Genomic DNA, 22032 nt, shown 5'->3' on the forward strand with positions numbered 1-22032 from the left:
AACACTTTTATTTTATTTTCACTCTGTACCGCATCATGACATCGCAAAACAAACCGTCCGCAGCAGCAGAAGGAGAAGAGGCGCAATCCGCCGCTCCTGCAGCTGATGAAAACTCGATCATCGCAGAACGCCGCAACAAACTGGCTGCCATCAGGCAGCAGGGAGTGGCATTTCCCAATGACTTCAGCCCCAAAAACAAGGCTGCGGATCTGCATGAAAAGTATGACGGCAAGGACAAGGAGGCGCTGGAATCCGAAGCCATTCACGTCAGTGTGGCCGGGCGCATGATGTTAAAACGCGTGATGGGGAAAGCGTCTTTTGCAACACTGATGGATGCATCCGGTTCACTGTCAGATGGCCGCATCCAGCTTTTCATTACCGATGGCACAACCGGCCATGAGGCGCACGAGGCTTTCAAGCATTACGATATCGGCGACATTCTGGGCGCGGAAGGCACCCTTTTCAAAACCAAGACCGGCGAGCTTTCGGTCCGGGTGAGCAATCTGCGCCTCCTGACCAAGTCGCTCCGCCCGCTTCCCGACAAGTTCCACGGTCTGGTTGACCAGGAAATCAAGTACCGCCAGCGTTATGTCGATCTCATCATGAATGAGGAGACGCGGCAGACATTCAAGGCCAGAACGGCAGCCATATCCTCCATCCGCCATTTCATGGAGCAGCATGGTTTTATGGAAGTCGAAACCCCGATGCTCCAGGCCATCCCCGGTGGTGCGGCTGCCAAGCCTTTCATTACCCACCACAATGCGCTCGATATGCAGATGTTCATGCGGATTGCCCCGGAACTCTACCTGAAACGCCTGCTTGTTGGCGGATTCGAGCGGGTATTTGAAATCAACCGCAACTTCCGCAATGAAGGCGTCTCCCCGCGTCATAATCCGGAATTCACCATGATGGAATACTATGCCGCCTATGTGGATTACCAATGGCTGATGGACTTTACCGAAGCCATCATCCGCCAGGCAGTGATTGACGCGCACGGTACCCCCATCCTGAATTACCAGGACCGGGAAATTGATTTTTCAAAACCTTTTGAGCGCCTCACCATTATTGAAGCCATCAACAAGTATGCACCACAATACACGACCGAGCAGCTCCATGATGTCACCTTCCTTCAGAAAGAACTCCTGACATTCGGCGTCAAGCCATTTACCGGTGCAGGCACTGGTGCCCTGCAACTGGCGCTTTTTGAGGAAACAGCAGAAGCCCAGCTGTGGAATCCCTGCTATATCATCGACTATCCTGTCGAAGTCTCTCCACTTGCAAGAGCATCTGATACCCGGGAAGGTATCACCGAGCGTTTTGAACTCTTTATTGCAGGACGTGAAATTGCCAATGGCTTTTCAGAATTGAATGACGCGGAAGACCAGGCGGCCCGTTTCATGGCACAGGTCGAGGCAAAAAATGCGGGTGATGAAGAAGCCATGTACTACGACGCCGATTTTGTACGTGCCCTTGAATACGGCATGCCGCCTGCCGGCGGCTGCGGCATCGGTATCGATCGCCTGATCATGCTGATCACCGATTCGCCGAATATTCGTGATGTTATTCTCTTTCCGCACATGAGACGGGAAGATTAAGTTCTGCCCTCATTAATTTGCCTGCTGCAAATTAATGAGGGCAGAACCTAAATGTCCTGAAATAGGTTTATATCAAAGCCCGACTCTCTTCCAGATTCGATAATCAGCAGCATCGATACGTTTTCTGTCACTCAGGCCGTATCATCTGCTGATTTACCGCAATCTCTATTGGAAAGGAAATAACATGAAAAAGCTCTTAATCGGCCTGGCGGCTTTCGGCATCATCCTTGCCGGCTGCCAGAAAAAAGAAGCCCCTGCGCCGAAACCTGCCGCGCAGGAAACCCAGCCTGCAGCGCAAACGGCACCCACCCCGCCAACCGATGTTGTTGTGGAAAAGGTCTATGAAGGCATACTGCCATGCGCGGACTGCTCTGGCATCAAAACCCGGGTAAAGATCAGCGGGAAAGAAGGGGATGCCTCCACGAAGATGTTCGAGCAGACGATGACCTATATGGGCAAGGAGCCGAATAATGTTTTTGTGGAAAAAGGCAACTACACCATCCAGCGCGGTATGGGTAATGACAGCAATGCGGTCGTCTATATCTTCAATCCTGAAAAAGCCAAGGATGACCAGTATTATTACGCGGTTTACAGCAATGACCCCAATACGCTGTACTCTCTTGACCGTGACATGAAAAAAATTGAATCCGACCTGAACTATGCATTAAAATTGACGAACTGATTTTAATGCGTTCCACAGGATGCCTGTCAACCAGGCATCCTGTGTGACAGAAAAGGCAGCAGGATAGCAGGATGCAAATGGGTCACATTTCCGGGAAAGTCACTTCCTTTTTATTGGCATCCGTATTCTGCCTGCTAACAGGCTGCGCCGTGCAGCCTGTTGCCAATCCGGACACCACCATCAAGGATGCCGAACGCATCAGCGAAATCCGCCTCATTCTCAAAAACGGCGACTGGCTGGTCACACGCGGTATCCTCAACACTGACAATTTTGTCGCCACCATGACCAACGCACCGCTCTCCCATGCGGCAATTTATGATGCGGAAAAAGATGTTGTCATCGAAGCAACCGGAGAAGGTGTGCACACGACACAGCTGGATACCTTTCTTGCCAAATCCCAGCGTGCCCTGATCATCCGCCCTGTCTGGTGGACACCTGACAATGCGGTGAAAGCCATTGAAAGCGCACGCAACTGGGTTGGAAAAGGCTACAACTATACCGGCCTGATCGGTATCAACACCCCGGGACGCTATTACTGTACGCAGTTGGCATTAAGGGCTTATGAGCCTTTCATGGAAGAAGCGCCGGACAACCCGATCCCGCCAGTCATCAAGCCGGGACAGATGTATTACTGGGGGCGTATCCTGTACGACTCCGGCCCGTAAAACAGACTGCCCGGTAATACCGGGCAGAATAATATTCGGATACGGCAGTCTTATTCGAACCTGATATTCAATGGCTCCCGAGGAGGCATCAGGTGACATGAGCGGCCTTTCTGGATTTCCTCTATCGACTGAACCACCAGATGGTTCTTTCCTTCGATGTTTTTATAGGAACCGACCACGATAGCGCAGACAGGAGACTCCAGGCTTGCGCCAAGCTGTCTTATCTGTTCGATATAAGGAGCAGCCTGCATATCAGCGTCAGCCAGGATATAGGCGTTCTTGACGAGATCGCAACGGATCAGCACCGGCAACCCCTGCGAGATGACCAGCGTACCAGGATACATATCAACCATATCTTCGGCCAGGGCACCTGCTGCCATCATTGATAAAAAGACAACAGCAAGATAACGGCAGATTTTCATCTTTTCTTCAGCCCGCCCCGATTATCCGGATGTGTTCCACAAGTCATAAAAATGATGAACCGGTCCTTTTCCTTTACCGACACTCAATTCTGAAGAATGGATCAGTGCTTCGGTCAGGTAGGCTCTGGCCCGTTTTGCACTCTCAGGCATGTCATAACGCGTCAGAAGCGCAGAAAGCGCCGCAGAAAGCGTACATCCCGTTCCATGAAGATTGTTGGTGTCAATCCGCGGGCCATCGATATCAATGCTTTCTTTTTCCCCGTAGAGGATATCCAGAATATTTTCCCCGGGAAGATGGCCTCCCTTGAGCAGCACCCATTGGGAACCCAGGGCAAGCAGATCCGGCAAAATGGCATACATTTCCTCCCTGGATTTCGGCATTTCCCTCCCGAGCAGCACACCGGCTTCGGGCAGATTGGGTGTAATCACGGTAGCCATTGGCGTGAGGATGTCGCGCATGGCTTCCACTGCATCCGGCTGCAACAGCAGGTCTCCGCTTTTTGCGACCATCACCGGGTCCAGCACAATACAGGCGGGCTTGTGTTTTGTCAGACGATCTGCAATAGCTTTTGCGATATCGGCTGTCGCCACCATGCCGATCTTGACGACATCAACCCTGACATCATCAAAAACCGCATCAATCTGGTCTGCCACAAATCCGGGGTCCAGCGGCTGAAACGCCCGCACACCTGAGGTATTCTGTGCTACTACCGCAGTAATGGCTGCCATGGCGTAAGTGCCCATCGCAGAAAATGTCTTGAGGTCTGCCTGGATACCCGCCCCCCCGGTCGGATCAGTGCCGGCTATGCTGAAAACGTTTGCAATCATGATTATTGTGCTGAATGAGTATCAAATCCGACATCTTAAACCGCGAAGCATGCCATTGACAATCATGCTGCCGCCCGCATGCACCGCACGAAAATCAATTCCTGATCCGGTATTCCTCGCCGGTTTCACTGACAAGAAAACGCCTGCCACTCCCATCTTCTGCCCATAACAGGCCATCTCCGGCTTTCTCCAGATAACGGTATTTCAGGAGAACAATAACTTTCCCTTTGGAATCAAGCACACCATTCACTTTGTCTTTTCCTGCAATAAACTGTCCGCTGGCAAGTGCCTCCAGCCGATGATAGGTGGCCAGCTTCTTTCCCTTATGGTTCAGGAAGTCTTTCTCATCCCGAGAACCATATCCTTCTGAGCGCCGATATGTCGTCAGCACATGATCATGAACCGCGACATCATCGTAAATTCAGGTACTGCGGCGGAATAATCACGCGACCTATCCGCTCTGCCATGCCATACCGCCTGTCATTGTACTGCCCGTCCTTTACCGGCACCTTTCTGCCTATCATGAAAGGAGCAGTCTCTCTATCCGGATAACGCAACGATGAAATCACGCCATATTCAAAAGGGATTACCACCTGATTGGCAGCATTCACCACACCGGCATTTTCGTCATACATGGAAGGCTCATACCCGGGTGCATGCCCGCTTGTATCCAGCCCTTCTATTTTCCTCGCAACGAACAGATCCCCGCCCAGGCTGCCCAGGCTGACATACTGTGGCGCAATCAATACCTGTCCTTCCGTGCTTTTAACCCCCCCAAAATCCTCGTTCCCTGAAGAGAATATATTTACCCATGACCTTCCGGCTGTTTTCCCTGACGAGCGGATCACCATTGAGTGGATTGATTTCATACGCTTCCCCGCCACGCTCATAGCTCACCCGGCCATCCTTGACGAAAGGATGATAACGTCCACGGATTTTTTGCATTATATGCCATGCCTTATCCCTTATTCTTTTAACAGGAAACGGGCAATCTGTAACAGAGTGAAAAGCGTGTTGTCTCTCCTGCCTTACCGCAGTAACATACCCCGTTTCGATCACTCTCTTTCGCCAGACAAGAACAAGCATGTACACAGAAGAAGATATCCAGTCTGCCGTGAAGGCAGGCATTTTCACACCTGAAACCGCCGATGCTTTTCGTACCCATGTCGCCGGGCAGAAAAGCCTTCCTGCTGTCGATGAAGAGCATTTTCGTCTTATCACCGGATTTAATGACATCTTTGTTGTGATTGCCTGTTCGCTGCTCCTGGCATCCATTGCCTGGATCGGCAAATCTTTTTCCCAGACCCTCGCCGGGATCGCGACAGCCGCCACCGCATGGGGCCTGGCTGAATTTTTTGTCAGGAAGCGCCGGATGGCATTGCCTGCCATCGTCCTCTTGCTTGCTTTTGTTGGCGCTGTCTACTATGGCGCCGCGAGTGCGCTGAAAGACATGCCCATGCAGCATATTATCGCCGGCGCCCTGGCTGCAGCCGCCGCATGGATACACTGGCGCCGCTTCCGCGTGCCCATCACCATTGCCGCCGGAGCAGCTGCCATTGCCGGCAGCCTGATCGCCTGTATCATCAGCATTGCACCGGAATCCCTGGCCTGGATGCGCATCATCTGCTTTGCTGCCGGTGTGGCGGTTTTTATCTTTGCCATGCGCTGGGATACAGCAGACACCCTGCGGCAAACCCGAAAATCGGATGTGGCTTTCTGGCTGCATTTGCTGGCAGCACCTCTGCTTGTGCACCCTGTCTTTACAGCGCTTGGCATATTCAGCGGAAAAAATGCCCTTTTGCCGATCACCATTGTCATCGTGCTTTATCTCTTTATTGCACTTGTCTCGCTCTTGATTGACCGACGGGCACTCATGGTTTCATCCCTGGTCTATGTGCTCTATGCTTTCAGCACCCTGCTGGAAAAATTCGGTGTCATCAACCTGGGTTTTGCCATCACAGCCCTTTTCATCGGATCAGCCCTCCTGCTCCTTTCGGCTTTCTGGCATTTGACACGAACACAGGTATTACGACTTTTCCCGGCAACAATCACTTCAAAGCTTCCGCCATTACGCTGACAGGCCGCCAATAAAGTTCTATTCTTCGCGCAGGGTCTGCAATGGCGGATGATTGAGTATCTGCCGCAGGCCAAGCCAGCCGCCAGCCATCGCACAAAGCGAGCCGGCTACCAGTCCGGTAAGCCAGACCAGCGGATTGAATGTCCATGCAAAGTCAAACACCTGACTCGCCAGAACCCAACCGATAACATCGGCACCGGTTGCGGCCATCAATCCGCCAAGGCTGCCAATCAGCAAAAATTCAACACGTTGTGCCTGCTTCAGTTGGGAACGGGTTGCACCGAGCGCCCGAAGCAGGCCGGCTTCCCGCATCCGTTCATCCTGTGATCCGACCAGTGCGGCATAAAGCACCAACATGCCGGAAAGCAGTGTAAACAGAAAAAGAAATTCCACCGCAATAATGACCTGATCCAGCATCGTCTGGATGCGCAGGATAATACTGCCGACATCAATAACCGTCAGGTTGGGAAACGCCCTGGTCAATTCTCCGGCAAAACGGATTTTTTCCGGCGGCAGGTAAAAGGCCGTTATCCAGGTTTGCGGCATGTCTTTCAGGCTTTCCGGATTCATCACGGCAAAGAAATTCACCCGGATTGATCCCCAGTCCACTTTCCGGAAACTGGTAACAACCGCATCCACCTCCGTACCGGTGATATCAAATGTCATCGTGTCACCAATGGAGAGGTCGAGCCGTTTTGCCATGCCTTCTTCTATCGATATTTCATTGTGGGCATGATCGAACCACCGGCCTTTTACTATCTGGTTCCTGTCCGGCAGCACATCCAGGTAAGAGAGATTGAACTCGCGCAGTACCATACGCTGTGAACGCATGTCTGAAAAGGCAATATCCCTTACCGGGCGATCATTGATGGCTAAAAGCCTGCCCCGTACCATGGGATAAAGTCCGGGATTCTCAATACCCGCAGTCTCCATCAATGCCGCCATATCTGCTTTTTGTTCCGGCAGGATATTGATGACAAAATGATTGGGCGTATCAGGCGGTGTGGCCTTTTTCCACTCGCTGACCAGATCAGCCCGTACAACGGTAAGCAAGAGGAGCGCCATCAACCCGCATGACAATGCCACGATCTGTACCAGGGTAGTGCCAGGCCGTCGCTCAAGCGACGTCAGCGCAAAACGCCAGTCCGGATTGTTGAGATTGCGCCGCAACACATGCAACCCCTTGAGACTCAGCCAGCCAACCAAAGCAAAAACAGCCAGTCCCCCCATAAAACCGCCGGCAGTATACAGTCCCAGCTTCAGATCACCTGCCTGCCATAAAAGCAGTAAGACAAAAACGGCCAGCCCGCAGCAGTAAGTCAGCAAGGTCAGCGGCTTGGGCGCCTCGCGCTCACGACGGATTACCCGATTGTGCGGCACATTACGCAATTGCAGAACGGGCGGCAGCGCAAATCCCACCAGTAAAATGAGTCCCGTCGCAATACTTTTGACTGCCGGCAGCCAGCCTGGCAGGGGAACATCCCTCAGGACAAAGCTTCCCAGAATTTCCAGCAGGACAAAATGACCGGCAAAACCCAGCATGGCACCAATGACCGTACCAACCAGACCGACAAGCAAAAACTCTGTCAGATAAAGCGCCGTCACTTCATTTTGCGTCATTCCCAGACAACGCAGCATGGCACAGGCATCAAGATGCCGCACAACAAAGCGACGGGCTGCCATCGCGATCGCTACGGCAGCCAGCATGGCTGACAAGAGGGCAACGAGCGACAAGAACTGCTCCCCCCGGTTTAAGGTGGTATTCATTTCCGGGCGGCTGGACTCAAGCGTCTCCAGCCGGATTCCCTTGTTGGCTTCATTATCAAGCCGGCTCTTCGCCCATTTCCGGTAGGTTTCGATGGCATGTGCCTCACCGGAAAGGATCAGCCGATAAGAAACGCGTGAGGCCGGCTGAACCAGCCCGGTTGCCTCCAAATCCGGCAGGGACATCATGATCCGCGGTGCAAAATTCACAAAGGAAAGGCTTTTGTCCGGCTCGGAAACCAGTATCCGTGAAATCGTAAAAACCGTGTTACCCAGGGTGATTTTGTCTCCTGCTGACAAATCCAGTGCCAGAAGAAGCGCCTTGTCTGCCCAGACCGTTCCATTTACAGGCGTATCCCGTGTTGCTTCCCCCTCTCCTTCAAGCTGCACTGCTGTTTTAAGGGTGCCGCGCAAGGGGTACTCCTTTGAGACCGCCTTGATGGAAACCAGACGGGTCAGCGGTTCTCCGTTATCGCTGACAATGGACGCCATGCTGGGGAAAATACGGGTTTCCCCCCACGTCAAGTCCAGCCTTTTTGCTTCATCAAACCAGTCATCGGCCAGCTTCTTGTCCGAAGCAATCACCATGTCACCGCCCAAAAGCTGATGGGCATCCTGCTGCAAACCAGCCTGCATCCGGTCAACAAAAAAACCGACTGACGCCAGCGCCGCGACGGCCACAACCAGCGCAAGCAGCAGAAAACGCAATTCGCCTGCCCGCCAGTCACGCCATGTCATTCGAAGTGATTGCATCAACATGAAATACAGCCTATCGTAAAATGACAGGTTGTGCCCGCCATGAACCTGAATTAATTGTCACAAATTGTGTATCATTCATGAATCACGATGATGATCGGATGCAGACAAAACAGATAAAAATATGCAATCATACTGACAGATGGCCAAACATCCCGTCACGCTGATTTTCCCTTCATGAACAATACCTGTTCCTTTCTCCTGTATGCTGCGACTGACTGAAATCCGTCTTCCGATTGATCATCATGAAGAGGCGTTGCGAGCCGCGATCCTTGACCGGTTGGGTATCCCTGGCAATGCGCTCGTGTCCTATACCATTTTTCGCCGCAGTCATGATGCGAGAAAAAAAAATGCCATTGTCTTTACCTATACGATTGATGTTACCGTCGAAGATGAAGCGTCGGTTCTTGCACGCCTGAAAGACCACACGCATGTCAGGCCAGCACCCGATATGACATACCGTTTTGTCGCAGAGCTGGCAAAACCGCCCGTCTTGCGCCCTGTCATTATCGGATGCGGGCCTTGTGGCCTCTTTGCCGCACTCATACTGGCACAAAGCGGCTTTTGCCCCATCATCCTGGAACGGGGCAAAGCGGTCCGGGAAAGAACCAAAGACACCTTCGGCTTCTGGCGCACCCGCAAGCTGGACCCGGAGTCCAACGTGCAGTTTGGCGAAGGAGGCGCCGGCACGTTTTCAGATGGCAAGCTTCATACCCAGATCAAGGACCCGAAACATGTTGGCCGAAAGGTCCTCACTGAATTTGTGACCGCAGGCGCACCGCCGGAAATCCTGTATGCCGCCAAGCCGCACATCGGCACATTCCGCCTGGTAAAAGTGATTGAAAACATGCGTCAGACCATTGAGTCACTTGGCGGTGAGTTCCGCTTTGAAAGCCGGGTGGATGATCTTGTGGTCGAAAACGGCAAAATACGCGGCGTTATCCTTGGTGATGGCACCTCAATTGAAAGCGAACATGTCATTTTGGCTGTCGGTCACAGTGCACGTGATACCTTTCAGATGCTGTACGACAAGGGTGTCAGTATGGCACCCAAGCCTTTTTCCATCGGCTTTCGGATCGAGCACCCGCAATCACTTATTGATCAGTGCCGTCTGGGGCCGAATGCCGGCAACCCGCTGTTAGGGGCAGCCGATTACAAGCTCGTTCACCACTGCAAAAACGGGCGCTCAGTATACAGTTTCTGCATGTGCCCCGGCGGCACGGTAGTTGCCGCGGCTTCCGAGCCCGGACGTCTCGTCACAAACGGCATGAGCCAGTATTCCCGCAATGAGCGTAATGCCAATGCGGCCATCGTTGTCGGTATTTCTCCTGATGATTTTCCCGGGCACCCGCTTGCCGGCATGGAACTGCAACGCCGTCTGGAAGAAAAAGCATTTGAGCTGGGTGGCAGCAGCTATAACGCACCTTGCCAGCTTGTGGGTGACTTCCTGGAAGGAAAGCCATCCACGCAACTGGGGGACGTGATCCCTTCCTATCAGCCCGGTGTTACACCCTGTGACTTAAGCAGCGCCCTGCCCGAGTATGCCATTGAAGCCATCCGGGAAGCTTTACCGGCATTTGAGCGCTGGATCCCCGGGTTTACCATGCACGATGCGGTGCTTACCGGCATCGAGACACGCACGTCATCTCCCGTCCGGATAACACGTAATCCGGATGATTGTCAGAGTGTGAATATTAAAGGACTGTATCCTGCTGGCGAAGGTGCCGGCTATGCGGGCGGCATCCTGTCATCAGCCGTGGACGGCATTCAGGCAGCCGAAGCCGTAGCCCAGGCGATTGCCGGCGCTGAAAAACAAAAGATTTAACGGCTGCGAGCCAGTGTTTTTGGTTTGGCGTCGTCGCGGAAAGCCTGGATCATCCGTTCGGTTTCCATTCTTTCCTTTTGCGGATCGGTTATCCTGCGTGCGCCATTGAAGCGGATCTGCCAGTATTTGCCATCCATGTTTTCAACACGGACTTTACCGCCCTTGGAAGGTGCGTGCACAAATTTGTTATCGCCCAGATAAATACCGACATGGGAAAACTGGCGTCTCTGGGTGTTGTAAAAAACCAGATCGCCGGGCTGCAGTTGCGCCGTTTCAATACGCTCACCCACTTCACTGATAGCTGCCGCGGTTCTGGGCAACTCCGCCCCCCATGCCTTTTTGTAGACATAACGCACCAGCCCGCTGCAATCAATGCCGGTTTTCGGTGTATTGCCGCCATACCGGTACTGCGCATCAATGACACTCATGGCCTGCATGGCCAGCTCGGAAGCCCTTTGTGCATGATCATAGGAGAGGGAGACATTTTCATCTTCATCTGCACTGAATGCAGGAGAAGACAACCCGGCAAGTGACACAGCCAGGCAGGCTGTCATGAGGAATGAACGGACGAAAGTCGGCTTTTTTCTTGTCATTGATATAACTTTTTTTCACAATTATTGGCATGAATGTAAGCGAATACAGCCATTTTGTCAAAGTAAAAGTTACGTTTATAACAAAAAGCCTATGTATTTTAAGGGATTTTTGCGTTTCATCGGGTTTTAGCCCCCCTGAAAGGAAACCGGATTATTTTTCATGACAACCGCTTTTTATCTGCTTTGTTTCTTTTTCCTGCTCCCGGCAATCTGGTAGCATAACTGCACAGCGACAGTCCAAAAGGAAAACCATGAAAATCGCAAACGATATTACCGAACTGGTAGGCAACACCCCCCTGGTACGGATACGGAAACTGAATGAAAACGGGCAGGCTGACATTGTCGGCAAACTGGAATTTTTCAACCCGGCACACAGCGTCAAGGACCGTATCGGCCTTGCCATGATTGAGGCAGCAGAAAAAGCCGGAAAAATCCGGCCGGACACCATCATTGTCGAACCGACAAGCGGCAATACCGGTATTGCCCTGGCGATGGTTTGCGCTGCCAGAGGATACCGCTGTATTCTGACCATGCCGGAAACCATGAGCCAGGAGCGCCGCACCCTGCTCAAGGCCTATGGCGCCGAACTGATTCTGACACCGGGCAGCGAAGGGATGTCAGGCGCTATCAGAAAGGCGGAGGAACTGGTTGCATCTGATCCGCGTTACTTTATGCCCCAGCAATTCAGCAATCCGGCCAACCCTGCCATGCACCGCAAAACCACGGCGGAAGAAATCTGGCGGGATACCGATGGCAAGGTTGACATCCTGGTTGCCGCAGTTGGAACCGGCGGCACCCTCACAGGAACAGGAGAAGGATTGAAACAGAAAAATCCTGCCATCCGCTGTGTCGCTGTGGAACCGGATGGTTCGCCAATGCTTTCCACCGGAGAAAAAGGCCCGCACAAAATCCAGGGAATCGGCGCGGGCTTCATACCCGAAGTGCTCAATACCGGTATTTATGATGAAGTGATCCGCGTCACGGATGACAATGCCTTTGAAACCGCAAGAAAAGCTGCGACAGAGGAAGGGCTTCTGGTCGGGATATCGTCAGGCGCCGCATTGTGGGCAGCCCTGCAACTCTCAAAACGGCCCGAAAACGCAGGAAAAATGATTGTGGTCATCATCCCCTCCTTCGGCGAGCGTTATATCAGCACCGAGCTTTACGCTAATCTGAAATAAAAGCAGCACAGATACCTGCAACCCGAAATGGGGCTACAGGTATCTGTCAATCGCTGTTTTCTTCCGCTATGCCCAATTCCTGGATTTTTCGGGTAATGGTATTGCGCCCGATCCCCAGTAACCCTGCCGCTTCATTTTTACGTCCCTTCGTATGACGCAGGGCAGCCTGGATCATGACGGTTTCAAAGCGGCGGCTGAATATCCCCATCAGGCTGTTTTCCCCCTTTTCCAGCCGTTGAGATACCTCTTTTTCCAGAAAGGCATCCCATGGCTGGTGCACATCTGTGGTGTTATCGTGCTGTGACACGCTTTTCTTGAGCAAATCCTGTGGCATGTCCTTGATTTCGACAAGCTGTCCCGGCACCATGACGGTAAACCAGTAGCACAGGTTTTCCAGTTGCCTCACATTGCCATGCAGTTCACACTGCATGAGAAAAGCAAGCGCATCGTCTGACAGCCGCTTCGGTTCGACACCCAGCTGTTTTGCACTTTGTGCCAGAAAATGCCGTATCAGTATCGGCATGTCTTCTTTTCTTTCGGACAGGCTTGGCAAACGCAGGCGAATCACATTCAGCCGGTGAAAAAGGTCTTCCCTGAAACTGCCCTCTTTCACCTGCTGTTCCAGATCCTGATGGGTCGCTGCGATAACCCGCACATCGGTTTTGATAGACTGGTTGCCCCCGACACGGTAAAAATGCCCGTCTGAGAGTACCCGTAAAAGCCGGGTTTGCAGATCAAGCGGCATATCGCCGATTTCATCCAGGAAAAGGGTACCGCCCTCTGCCTGTTCAAAACGTCCGCGCCGCAAGGCCTGGGCGCCGGTAAAAGCCCCTCTTTCATGCCCGAAAAGCTCGGACTCCAGCAAATCCCGGGGAATAGCCGCCATGTTCAGTGCAATGAAAGGATGCTTTTTGCGCTGGCTGTGCTGGTGCAGGGCCCTTGCCACCAGTTCCTTTCCTGTCCCGGATTCCCCTGTAATCAACACCATCGCACTGGAATGCGACAGTTTGCCAATCGCCCTGAATACCTCCTGCATGGCAGGAGCCTTGCCCAGTATCTCGGGAGCAGTGGCCGATACCGGCTCTTCTCTCTCTTTCTCCTCGCTTTCTTTCATGGCACGCCTGATCAGGTCAACCGCTTCGCTGATATCAAAAGGCTTGGCAAGATACTCAAAAGCCCCTCCCTGATAAGCAGAAACTGCTGACTCCAGGTCGGCATGTGCCGTCATGATAATAATCGGCAAAGCAGGAAAACGGGATTTGACATCCTGTAACAGATCCAGCCCGGATACGCCGGGCATGCGAATATCCGAAATCAGCACCCGGGGCTGCTCATTTTCCAGTGCATTGAGCACCTCCGCACCACTGGAAAAGCTTTTGTATGGCATATGCTCCCGGTCGATGGCCTTTTCCAGCACCCACCGGATCGAATCATCATCATCCACTATCCAGACTGATTTCATCTCATTCTCCCTTTTCCCGATCTTCACATCAGCAAAACGGTTGTTCATCCGCTCTACCATAGCGGAATCCGGATCAGGAATTCCGTATGCCCCTGCCAACTGTCACATTCAATCATGCCCCTGTGCTGCTGGATGTATGTCTGCGCCAGTGTCAGCCCCATGCCACTCCCCCCTTCATGACCGCTCACCAGGGGATAGAAAATCCGTTCCATCATGTCCGGTGAAATACCGGGACCATTGTCAATAACATGCAGAGTCAATGCCAGACGGTATCGCACTTTGGCAATCGTAATCTGCCTTGCAATACGGGTTTTGAATACAATTTCGGCATCCCCGTTCATGATGCGGTCTGCCAGCGCGATCGCTGCATTTTTCGTCACATTCAATACGGCCTGGATAAGCTGCTCCTTGTCACCGGCAAACTCGGGAATGGAGAGATCATAATCCCGCCGGATAATGAGCCCCTCCGGAAATTCCGCGAGTATCAGGCTTCGTACGCGCTCGCAAATTTCATGGACGTTGATATCCTCCATGACAGGCCCACGCCGGTGTGGCACCAAAAGCCGGTCGACCAGTGCCTGAAGGCGTTCTGACTCACGGATAATCACCTGCGTGTATTCCCGGAAAACCTGAAGGTCCCGCTTAGGCAACTCCATTTCAAGCAGTTGCGCAGCACCCCGGATACCGCCCAGCGGATTCTTGATCTCATGCGCCAGATTGCGTATCAGTTCCCGATTGGCCTGGCTCTGATCAATCAGGCGCTCCTCACGGTCAAGACGCAATTGCTGCACATTTTCCCTCAGCTCAATCAGGATGGCATTGTCAGGCGAATCAACGGCTGATGCGATGCAATGCACATGCAAAGGCACACGCCCCGAACGCTCCAGTATCAATTCCTGGCGTTTTTCCACTATGTCACGCTGCCGGATCTGGCAGCAGATTGCTTCCAGTTCACCACTGTGGGTAAAAACCGCTTCCAGTTCCTGCCCAAGCAATACCTTCGCAGAGGCTTCGAGCATATCTTCTGCAGCCGGATTGACATAACTGAGCCTGCCATACTGATCCAGAATCAATATGGCGGTTGCCAGTAAATCCAGTCCTTTCAATGTATTCATAAAAACATCACTGTCTCAAAAAAAACAGGCGGAATCCTGTCCGGTTCCACCTGTTCTGGCCCACTGGTATGCTTTCCTTCAGAGGGAGTAGTACATATCAAACTCCACAGGATGCGTGGTCATCTGCAAACGCTCGACTTCCTGCTTTTTCAGTTCAATGTAGGCATCCAGCATGCTGTTGCTGAATACCCCGCCGCGGGTCAGGAATTCCCGGTCATTATCGAGCGCTTCCAACGCCTGTTCCAGGGAGGAACAGACGGTCGGAATCATCGCATCCTCTTCCGGTGGCAAATGATACAGGTCTTTGGATGCCGGCTCACCCGGATGAATACGGTTCTGCACCCCGTCCAGCCCTGCCATCAAGAGGGCGGCAAAGCACATATACGGATTAGCCAGCGGATCAGGGAAACGCGCCTCGACACGTCGTCCTTTCGGATTGGTCACATGCGGAATACGGATGGATGCCGAACGGTTGCGGGCTGAATAAGCCAGCTTCACCGGCGCCTCAAAGCCCGGGACAAGCCGTTTGTAAGAGTTGGTGCCCGGATTGGTGATGGCATTCAATGCACGGGCATGTTTGATAATGCCGCCAATGTAGTACAGGGCAAATTCTGAAAGGCCGGCATAGCCATCACCGGCAAAAAGATTCTGTCCATCTTTCCAGACAGACTGATGCACGTGCATACCTGAACCATTATCCCCGACAATGGGCTTGGGCATGAAAGTCGCTGTCTTGCCGTATGTATGCGCAACATTCCAGACAATGTATTTCAGATTCTGTGTCCAATCGGCCCTTTCCACCAATGTGGAAAAGCGAGTGCCAATCTCATTCTGGCCCGCACCGGCCACCTCATGATGATGCACTTCAACCGGAATACCCATCTGCTCTAACAGCAGGCACATTTCCGAGCGCATATCATGAAAACTGTCCACTGGCGGTACCGGGAAATATCCCCCTTTTACCCTCGGACGGTGCCCCATATTGCCGCCTTCCGTTTTCACGCCCGTTGACCAGAAGCCTTCATCCGAGTCGATCTTGAAAAAGCAGCCGGACATGTCATCCCCCCAGCGCACCCCATCGAAGATGAAAAATTCCGGCTCGGGCCCGAAAAAAGCCGTATCGCCCAGGCCGGACGAACGCAAATGCGCCTCTGCACGCTTGGCGATGGAACGTGGGTCCCTGTCGTACCCTTTACCATCCGAAGGCTCGATGACGTCACACTGCATGAAAAGGGTCGCGTCTTCCATGAACGGGTCCATATTGGCTGATGCCGGATCAGGGATCAGCAGCATATCGGATGCCTCTATCCCCTTCCATCCTGCAATAGATGAGCCGTCAAAAGCATGGCCATTTTCAAAGCTGTCCAGATCAAAAGCAGACACCGGCACACTGACATGATGTTCCTTACCTCGGGTATCTGTAAAACGGAAGTCCACAAAACGGACTTCGTTTTCCCTGATCATGTCCATGATCTTTTCGGGCGTTTTAGCCATTTTCAATCTCCTAAAAATATATGTAACGCTGGGTCAGCACTTTATCGTTCATCACACACCAGGCGTGACGTTCTGTTTTATATATAAGCAAAAATCATGCCAGTTTTCCAGTCCCCAATGACACTGTTTTTGTACTGAAACCCGCTTTGCCTGAATCAGCTCGCACCAAATTGGCGCACAACCAATTAACCGCACCATTTTAGTGCGGTTTTAAGGGTTTATTTCATATTCTGCATGGATCTGTCGCAAACCTTCCTGCAGCCGGGCGAATGCCTCATCCACTTCGGCAGAGGCACCTTTCACCCCCAATTCGACATAACTACGGCCACCGGGCATTCCGATATGAGGGAGACTGAAAACCCTGATCTGCTGAAACTCCCGTTCTATTTCCTCCATCATGGGCGTCATCATGGCCTCTACTGCGCCATAAACCGTAACGGATTTTTCCACATGCTCAATCCGGAAAAAATCCGCCTGATGGTAAGTATCAAGAACCCATTCCATCATGGGGTGTGCCATTTCCGGAAATCCCGGAAAAAAGTAATGCGTGCCGACAGAAAACCCCGGTATCTTGTTTACCGGATTGAGAATAATCGCTGCGCCTTCGGGAAACTCCCCCATCCTGAGCCGCTGCAGATTATCCGGCGCATCATAATCGACCGGACGTCCGTGCTGGAGAGCAAAATCCCTGATACGCTCAAGGATCTTTTCCCTGGCTTCAGGATGCAATACCAGCGGCACATCTAATGCCCGTGCGGCGCATCGCCTGGTGTGATCGTCCGGTGTGGCACCGATTCCTCCACAGGAAAACACCATATCACCAGTTGCAAACGTACGGCGTAATGTTGCCGTAATTTTTTGGGGATCGTCGCTCAGATACTCTGCCCAGTCCAGCTGCATTCCTCTTTTTTTCAACATCCCGATAGCCGCAGAAAAATGCCTGTCCGTGCGTTTTCCCGACAGGATTTCATCGCCAATGATGATGAGCCCGATAGCCATTATTTTTACTCCCCTTGTTTATTGACCGGGACATATTCCTGTTTCCCAAACCGACATGATGGCATAAATCCGAAAAAAGAGACTATCATGAACAACAGCGTATATACTTCGCATCAGGAAAAAAACAAAATGCAAGGAGAGAAAATGACTTTTATCAAAATGGAAAACGGACTGGAATACCGGGATGACGTTGTGGGAGAAGGTGACGAAGCAGGAACCAAAGCCGCTTCTGTCGAAGTGCACTATACCGGATGGCTCCTGAATCCGGACGGCTCGCCAGGTGAAAAATTTGACAGCAGCCGGGAACGCAACGAACCGATTGTCTTCCCTTTGGGCGCTGGCTATGTCATTCGCGGATGGGACGAAGGCTTCCAGGGAATGAAGGTAGGCGGTAAGCGCACCCTTCGGATTCCGTCCAGCATGGGGTATGGCGCACACGGCGCAGGCGACGTCATTCCCCCGCATGCAGATCTGGTCTTTGAGATAGAACTGCTGAAACTGACAGTCTGAAATTTGCTGGTCACTTCCTGAGACACTGCCTCAAACTGCCATCACAAACCCCGACTGTCCTCATCATAATATCTCGAAATAATTTCCCACCTTCCTTTTACACTTTTTCTTGAGGTGGGAAATATCCTGCGAAAACTCGTCGATATTCTGATACACATATTTTTTATTTGAGATTCCGGCAATGGACAGGCTTGCAATGGGAAAGCTTTCTGTCATGCCGTGCCGGTTCTTGGATATGATGCACCCGTTTTTCAGGTCTTCATCACGATAAAGCGAAGTAACCCTTGAAGAAAACCGGTCTATTACGGAAGCGCAATAATTTTCGCCTTCGTGATAATCACCGATGACGATAAAGTCATCTCCTCCGATATGCCCGATAAATTCATTTTTAACCGCACATTCCTTAAGCGTATCGGCAACAAGCGAAAGCATTAAATCACCGTTTTCAAAACCGTATGCGTCATTGTATGCCTTGAAATTATCAATGTCGTAATACGTGATGCAGTATGGCTTGTTGTCAAATATCCGATGCAGGATTTCCTGTTCGATCAGAAGATTGCCGGGCAGTCTCGTCAGGGGATTCAAGTGCACCGCCACATCAATCTCTATCTTTGTGCAGGCATCAAGCAATTCCTTGATGGTAACCATGCCCACATATTCGCCTTCCTTTTCCACGACAATCGGGTTGTACAACTGGTCATAAGGCCTCTGCATTGCAAGCTGTGACACCAGATCTATTGGCATATAGTAGTTCACCCTCAAAAAATTCGACATCATCAGATCCTGAATGTTTCTTTTTGAATTGAGGCTATAGCCAAATCTGCCGCCAAACATTTCATTCAGGTATGTTCTTGTTACAAAACCGATGGCACGATCCTCTTCAACAACAGAAAATTCAGTAATGGCAGGGTTATTTCTCAGCACATCGTAAATTTTTTCGACACGTTCGTCGGAAGAAAAAGTATATCCAGGCTGGGATAAATATCCGATGATGGGATAAATCGAGCTTTTTACATTTTCACTGTACCTTTTTGAGTGGTATTTCTTGATCATCTCTGTTTTTTCCGGCGCAATACCGTCAAACAGTTCTCGCGGAATGCCCAGAAAATACCCCTGTCCGTAATCCACCCTTAGTTTTATCAGTGTCTTTAATTCTTCCTCGCTTTCGATTCCTTCTGCAACCAGTTTAATATCAGAACCCTTGCAGAAATCGACCATCGCCTTGCACAATAAAAACTTCGTTTTATCCCGGTCAATGTTTCTGACCAGATTCATGTCCAGTTTCATAAAACCCGGTTTTACGTCCACAATCAGATTGAGCCCGGAATAACCCGCGCCAACATCATCTATAGCTATCCCATAATTCTGCTTTTTATAATGGTTAATTGCTCCCAGAAACGCATTATTATCAATAACTGAGGCCCGCTCGGTTATCTCAAATATAATTGCATTTGAATTCATGTCGAATTCTTCCAGGCAGCTTTTTGTAAATCCCTGGGTAAACTTTTTATCGTAAATAATATTGGGATTGACATTAAGGAAAAGTTTTCTTTCGCCGTCCTTGTGAGCAAAATTTTCCATGGCTTTTGCCCTACACAGTGTTTCCAACTCCCATAATTTTCCCATTCTGTCTGCCACTCTGAACATTTGCTCAATATTCATTTCCAGTTCCTTGCTGGATATCCGACTAAGCGCTTCATAACCAAAAATTTTTCCGTCTGCCAGCGATACGACCGGCTGATATACCGGATGGATATATTTCCCCTCAATAATCCTGTCTATAATCCGATACTGTGTCTCTGCAAGAATTTCTCCTGATTCTTTACCGGGCACAATGCTGAATGCTTCACAAGCAAAATTTTTTCTCTCTGTCAGCAATGACACGGGTTTGACGCCACCAGCATCCAGAACGCTGTTTTGAACCCTGACCTGAGGTTTCATGATTACTCCTTTGATTATTTTTATCTTTGCATTTTTGCAGTGTGGGCTATGAGAAAGCCGTATTGCTATTTGTCAATATCAATGAGGTGCGTTCCTATATATATTCCTCAAATAAGACAAAATAATGACAAAAGCGTGTATTGACGAAAAAACTGGAAAAAGCCGTCGCAGGGATGAGCCGCGGCACCATCCTTCTTTCAGGAAAGTTACATTTCAATCAGATGTCGTAAAGACTTTCGCAAAAAAGCCCTCCCCAGGAAAAGCACTCTCACATTTCCTTCAAGCTGATATGAAATATCAGCTTGGAAACCGCTGTTTTTTAATTGAACGGACAGGGGCTGTGCCCGGTCATTCAGAGAAGCCCATGCTCGGCAAAGGAATAAATACCTGAACTGGCAACAATAAAATGATCGAGAAGACGCACCTCAACCAGGTCAAGCGCCTGCTTTAGTGATTTTGTCAGCAACTTGTCCTGCTCACTGGGTTCGGTCGTACCGGTGGGATGATTATGCGCCAGTATCACGCTGGCGGCATTTCGTGTGAGCGCAGCCTTGATCAATTCCCTGGGATAAACACTTGTATGAGAGAGCGTCCCCTGGAAAAGCTCCACACTTTCTATCAGGCGGTTTTTCACATCCAGAAACAGCACGATAAAAGCCTCATAGGAGCGCTCACAGAGCGACAGCTGCAGATAATCCTTCACCGACTTGGGCGAACTCAGCACAATACCGGACTCCATATCTTCGGATAAAAGACGGCAGGATAATTCGAGAATGGCCTGTAACTGCGCATATTTAGCGGGCCCGATGCCATTTACCTCTTTGAAATCGGGCAGACGCGCAGCGAAAAGCTCTTTTAAGGAACCAAAATGTTTCATGATCTCCCGCGCCAGATCCACAGCACTTTTGCCATGTGATCCGGTACGCAGAAAAATTGCCAGCAGTTCGGCATCCGACAAATGACGGGGCCCTTCGTTTATCAACCTCTCTCTTGGCCTTTCGCCTTCCGGCCAGTCTGTAATTGCCATAACGGTTTTCAGCTCCTTATCTGTTAGGATATTGCCCTGGCCGCCATTCGATTATGATGTCGTTATTCGGCAGCATCAGCCAATGCTGCGCCTATTGTAAATGGCTTTCGTGAAAATACCCCCGATATTGTTTATCCCTGTTGCAGAAAGATCATGAATAAAAAACTGTTTCTGGCACAGCCAAGAGGATTCTGCGCCGGTGTGCATCGTGCGATTGCCACAGTTGAACGTGCACTGGCACTTTTTGGCCAGCCCATCTATGTCCGCCATGAAATTGTCCACAATACCCATGTCGTGGACAGCCTCAAACAAAAAGGCGCTATTTTCATCGAAGAGCTGGATGATGTTCCGAATGGCAGCACCCTTATTTTTTCGGCACATGGTGTTTCAAAAGCTATTGAGAGCGAAGCAAAAGAACGGGGATTCCGGATATTTGACGCAACCTGCCCGCTGGTGACAAAAGTCCACATGGAAGTCTCCATGATGCGGCAGGAAGACCGGGAAATTATTGTCATCGGACACAGCGGCCATCCTGAGGTGGAAGGCACGATGGGACAATCTGACACCGGCATGTACCTTGTCGAAAGCGTTGAAGACATCCCTGAACTGGATGTCAATAACCCGGACCGGCTTGCCTACGTTTCACAGACAACGCTTTCCGTTGCAGATACAACGGATGTGATTGCGGCCCTCAAGGCCCATTTCCCCGCCATTATCGAGCCGCCGAAAGCCGATATCTGTTATGCCACAACCAATCGCCAGAACGCAGTCAAACAGCTTGCCGAAATCGCCACCCTGATTATTGTTGTCGGCAGTCCCAGCAGCTCAAACTCCAACCGGTTAAGAGAAGTTGCTGAAAGGAAGGGGGTAACAGCCTATATGGTGGATAACGCCTCGGAAATTGATCCGCAATGGCTTGAGGGGCACACAGCAATCGGCGTGACAGCGGGCGCATCCGCACCGGAAATCCTCGTTCAGGAAGTCATTGAAATGCTTCAGAAACACGGCGTCACAGCCATAGAAGAACTGGAAGGCATCACGGAAAACCTGTCATTTCCGGTACCACGCGGACTGGGAAGGCGATAGGGTGTGTTAA

21 protein-coding genes are annotated in these 22032 nt (G+C 51.1%); 8 read left to right on the forward strand and 13 right to left on the reverse strand.

Annotated features, from left to right (window positions below):
* The first annotated feature begins 35 nt into the window (after positions 1 to 35).
* The 3 genes from lysS (at position 36) to NB640_RS02555 (ending at position 2942) form a co-directional block, all read left to right on the forward strand.
* On the forward strand, positions 36 to 1595 hold the full coding sequence (gene lysS / locus NB640_RS02545) for a lysine--tRNA ligase (RefSeq protein ID WP_269309576.1): 1560 nt from the start codon (positions 36 to 38) through the stop codon (positions 1593 to 1595).
* 184 nt (positions 1596 to 1779) lie between these two features.
* A complete protein-coding gene (locus tag NB640_RS02550) occupies positions 1780 to 2277 on the forward strand; it encodes a copper resistance protein NlpE (protein ID WP_269309577.1) in 498 nt (165 codons plus the stop codon).
* A gap of 71 nt (positions 2278 to 2348) precedes the next feature.
* Complete coding sequence (locus NB640_RS02555; protein ID WP_269309578.1) at positions 2349 to 2942, forward strand: YiiX/YebB-like N1pC/P60 family cysteine hydrolase; 594 nt, start codon at positions 2349 to 2351, stop codon at positions 2940 to 2942.
* A 50-nt stretch (positions 2943 to 2992) separates the two neighbouring features.
* Here NB640_RS02555 and NB640_RS02560 read toward each other — a convergent pair whose 3' ends face one another.
* The 5 genes from NB640_RS02560 to NB640_RS02580 form a co-directional block, all read right to left on the reverse strand.
* Complete coding sequence (locus tag NB640_RS02560) at positions 2993 to 3364, reverse strand: hypothetical protein (RefSeq protein WP_269309579.1); 372 nt, start codon at positions 3362 to 3364, stop codon at positions 2993 to 2995.
* A gap of 21 nt (positions 3365 to 3385) precedes the next feature.
* Complete coding sequence (gene thiD, locus NB640_RS02565) at positions 3386 to 4192, reverse strand: bifunctional hydroxymethylpyrimidine kinase/phosphomethylpyrimidine kinase (protein ID WP_269309580.1); 807 nt, start codon at positions 4190 to 4192, stop codon at positions 3386 to 3388.
* Between the two features lie 94 nt (positions 4193 to 4286).
* Complete coding sequence (locus tag NB640_RS02570) at positions 4287 to 4583, reverse strand: hypothetical protein (protein WP_269309581.1); 297 nt, start codon at positions 4581 to 4583, stop codon at positions 4287 to 4289.
* Positions 4584 to 4602: 19 nt separating this feature from the next.
* The gene (locus NB640_RS02575) at positions 4603 to 4938 is read right to left on the reverse strand and encodes a hypothetical protein (RefSeq protein WP_269309582.1); all 336 of its coding nucleotides are present in this window, start codon (positions 4936 to 4938) and stop codon (positions 4603 to 4605) included.
* 19 nt (positions 4939 to 4957) lie between these two features.
* Positions 4958 to 5137: a hypothetical protein gene (locus tag NB640_RS02580; protein WP_269309583.1), complete on the reverse strand. Its 180-nt coding sequence runs from the start codon at positions 5135 to 5137 to the stop codon at positions 4958 to 4960.
* Positions 5138 to 5276: 139 nt separating this feature from the next.
* On the opposite strand from NB640_RS02580, the gene NB640_RS02585 reads away from it, so the two are divergent.
* A complete protein-coding gene (locus NB640_RS02585) occupies positions 5277 to 6269 on the forward strand; it encodes a hypothetical protein (protein ID WP_269309584.1) in 993 nt (330 codons plus the stop codon).
* A gap of 18 nt (positions 6270 to 6287) precedes the next feature.
* On the opposite strand, the gene NB640_RS02590 is transcribed toward NB640_RS02585, so the two are convergent.
* Entirely contained in the window at positions 6288 to 8786 is a 2499-nt protein-coding gene (locus tag NB640_RS02590; protein ID WP_332880223.1) for an ABC transporter permease, read from the reverse strand.
* A 208-nt stretch (positions 8787 to 8994) separates the two neighbouring features.
* Here NB640_RS02590 and NB640_RS02595 point away from each other — a divergent pair, with 208 nt between their 5' ends.
* Positions 8995 to 10614 (forward strand): NAD(P)/FAD-dependent oxidoreductase, encoded by a 1620-nt coding sequence (locus NB640_RS02595; protein ID WP_269309586.1) that lies wholly within the window; start codon positions 8995 to 8997, stop codon positions 10612 to 10614.
* Here NB640_RS02595 and NB640_RS02600 read toward each other — a convergent pair.
* Positions 10611 to 11207 carry a C40 family peptidase gene (locus tag NB640_RS02600; RefSeq protein WP_269309587.1) on the reverse strand — a complete coding sequence of 199 codons (597 nt, stop codon included), beginning with the start codon at positions 11205 to 11207 and terminating at the stop codon, positions 10611 to 10613. The genes NB640_RS02595 and NB640_RS02600 overlap by 4 nt on opposite strands.
* Positions 11208 to 11458: 251 nt before the next feature.
* On the opposite strand from NB640_RS02600, the gene cysK reads away from it, so the two are divergent.
* Positions 11459 to 12388 carry a cysteine synthase A gene (gene cysK / locus NB640_RS02605; protein WP_269309588.1) on the forward strand — a complete coding sequence of 310 codons (930 nt, stop codon included), beginning with the start codon at positions 11459 to 11461 and terminating at the stop codon, positions 12386 to 12388.
* Between the two features lie 46 nt (positions 12389 to 12434).
* On the opposite strand, the gene ntrC is transcribed toward cysK, so the two are convergent.
* The 4 genes from ntrC to NB640_RS02625 all read right to left on the reverse strand — a co-directional run bounded on the left by ntrC (position 12435) and on the right by NB640_RS02625 (position 17458).
* A complete protein-coding gene (gene ntrC / locus NB640_RS02610; protein ID WP_269310381.1) occupies positions 12435 to 13850 on the reverse strand; it encodes a nitrogen regulation protein NR(I) in 1416 nt (471 codons plus the stop codon).
* Positions 13851 to 13903: 53 nt separating this feature from the next.
* Positions 13904 to 14965, reverse strand: a complete 1062-nt coding sequence (gene glnL / locus NB640_RS02615) for a nitrogen regulation protein NR(II) (RefSeq protein ID WP_269309589.1) — start codon at positions 14963 to 14965, stop codon at positions 13904 to 13906.
* A 78-nt stretch (positions 14966 to 15043) separates the two neighbouring features.
* Positions 15044 to 16459 (reverse strand): type I glutamate--ammonia ligase, encoded by a 1416-nt coding sequence (glnA, locus tag NB640_RS02620; RefSeq protein WP_269309590.1) that lies wholly within the window; start codon positions 16457 to 16459, stop codon positions 15044 to 15046.
* 210 nt (positions 16460 to 16669) lie between these two features.
* Positions 16670 to 17458, reverse strand: a complete 789-nt coding sequence (locus NB640_RS02625; RefSeq protein ID WP_269309591.1) for a competence/damage-inducible protein A — start codon at positions 17456 to 17458, stop codon at positions 16670 to 16672.
* Positions 17459 to 17602: 144 nt separating this feature from the next.
* On the opposite strand from NB640_RS02625, the gene NB640_RS02630 reads away from it, so the two are divergent.
* Positions 17603 to 17968, forward strand: a complete 366-nt coding sequence (locus NB640_RS02630) for an FKBP-type peptidyl-prolyl cis-trans isomerase (RefSeq protein ID WP_269309593.1) — start codon at positions 17603 to 17605, stop codon at positions 17966 to 17968.
* Positions 17969 to 18031: 63 nt separating this feature from the next.
* Here NB640_RS02630 and NB640_RS02635 read toward each other — a convergent pair whose 3' ends face one another.
* Both NB640_RS02635 and radC read right to left on the reverse strand, forming a co-directional pair.
* Positions 18032 to 19909: an EAL domain-containing protein gene (locus NB640_RS02635; protein ID WP_269309595.1), complete on the reverse strand. Its 1878-nt coding sequence runs from the start codon at positions 19907 to 19909 to the stop codon at positions 18032 to 18034.
* Between the two features lie 352 nt (positions 19910 to 20261).
* Complete coding sequence (gene radC, locus NB640_RS02640; protein WP_269309596.1) at positions 20262 to 20936, reverse strand: RadC family protein; 675 nt, start codon at positions 20934 to 20936, stop codon at positions 20262 to 20264.
* 153 nt (positions 20937 to 21089) lie between these two features.
* Between radC and ispH the strand changes: the two genes are divergently transcribed.
* A complete protein-coding gene (gene ispH / locus NB640_RS02645; protein ID WP_269309597.1) occupies positions 21090 to 22022 on the forward strand; it encodes a 4-hydroxy-3-methylbut-2-enyl diphosphate reductase in 933 nt (310 codons plus the stop codon).
* The last annotated feature ends 10 nt before the right edge of the window (positions 22023 to 22032 follow it).

Source organism: Oxalobacter vibrioformis (assembly GCF_027118995.1).
GTDB lineage: Bacteria > Pseudomonadota > Gammaproteobacteria > Burkholderiales > Burkholderiaceae_D > Oxalobacter > Oxalobacter vibrioformis.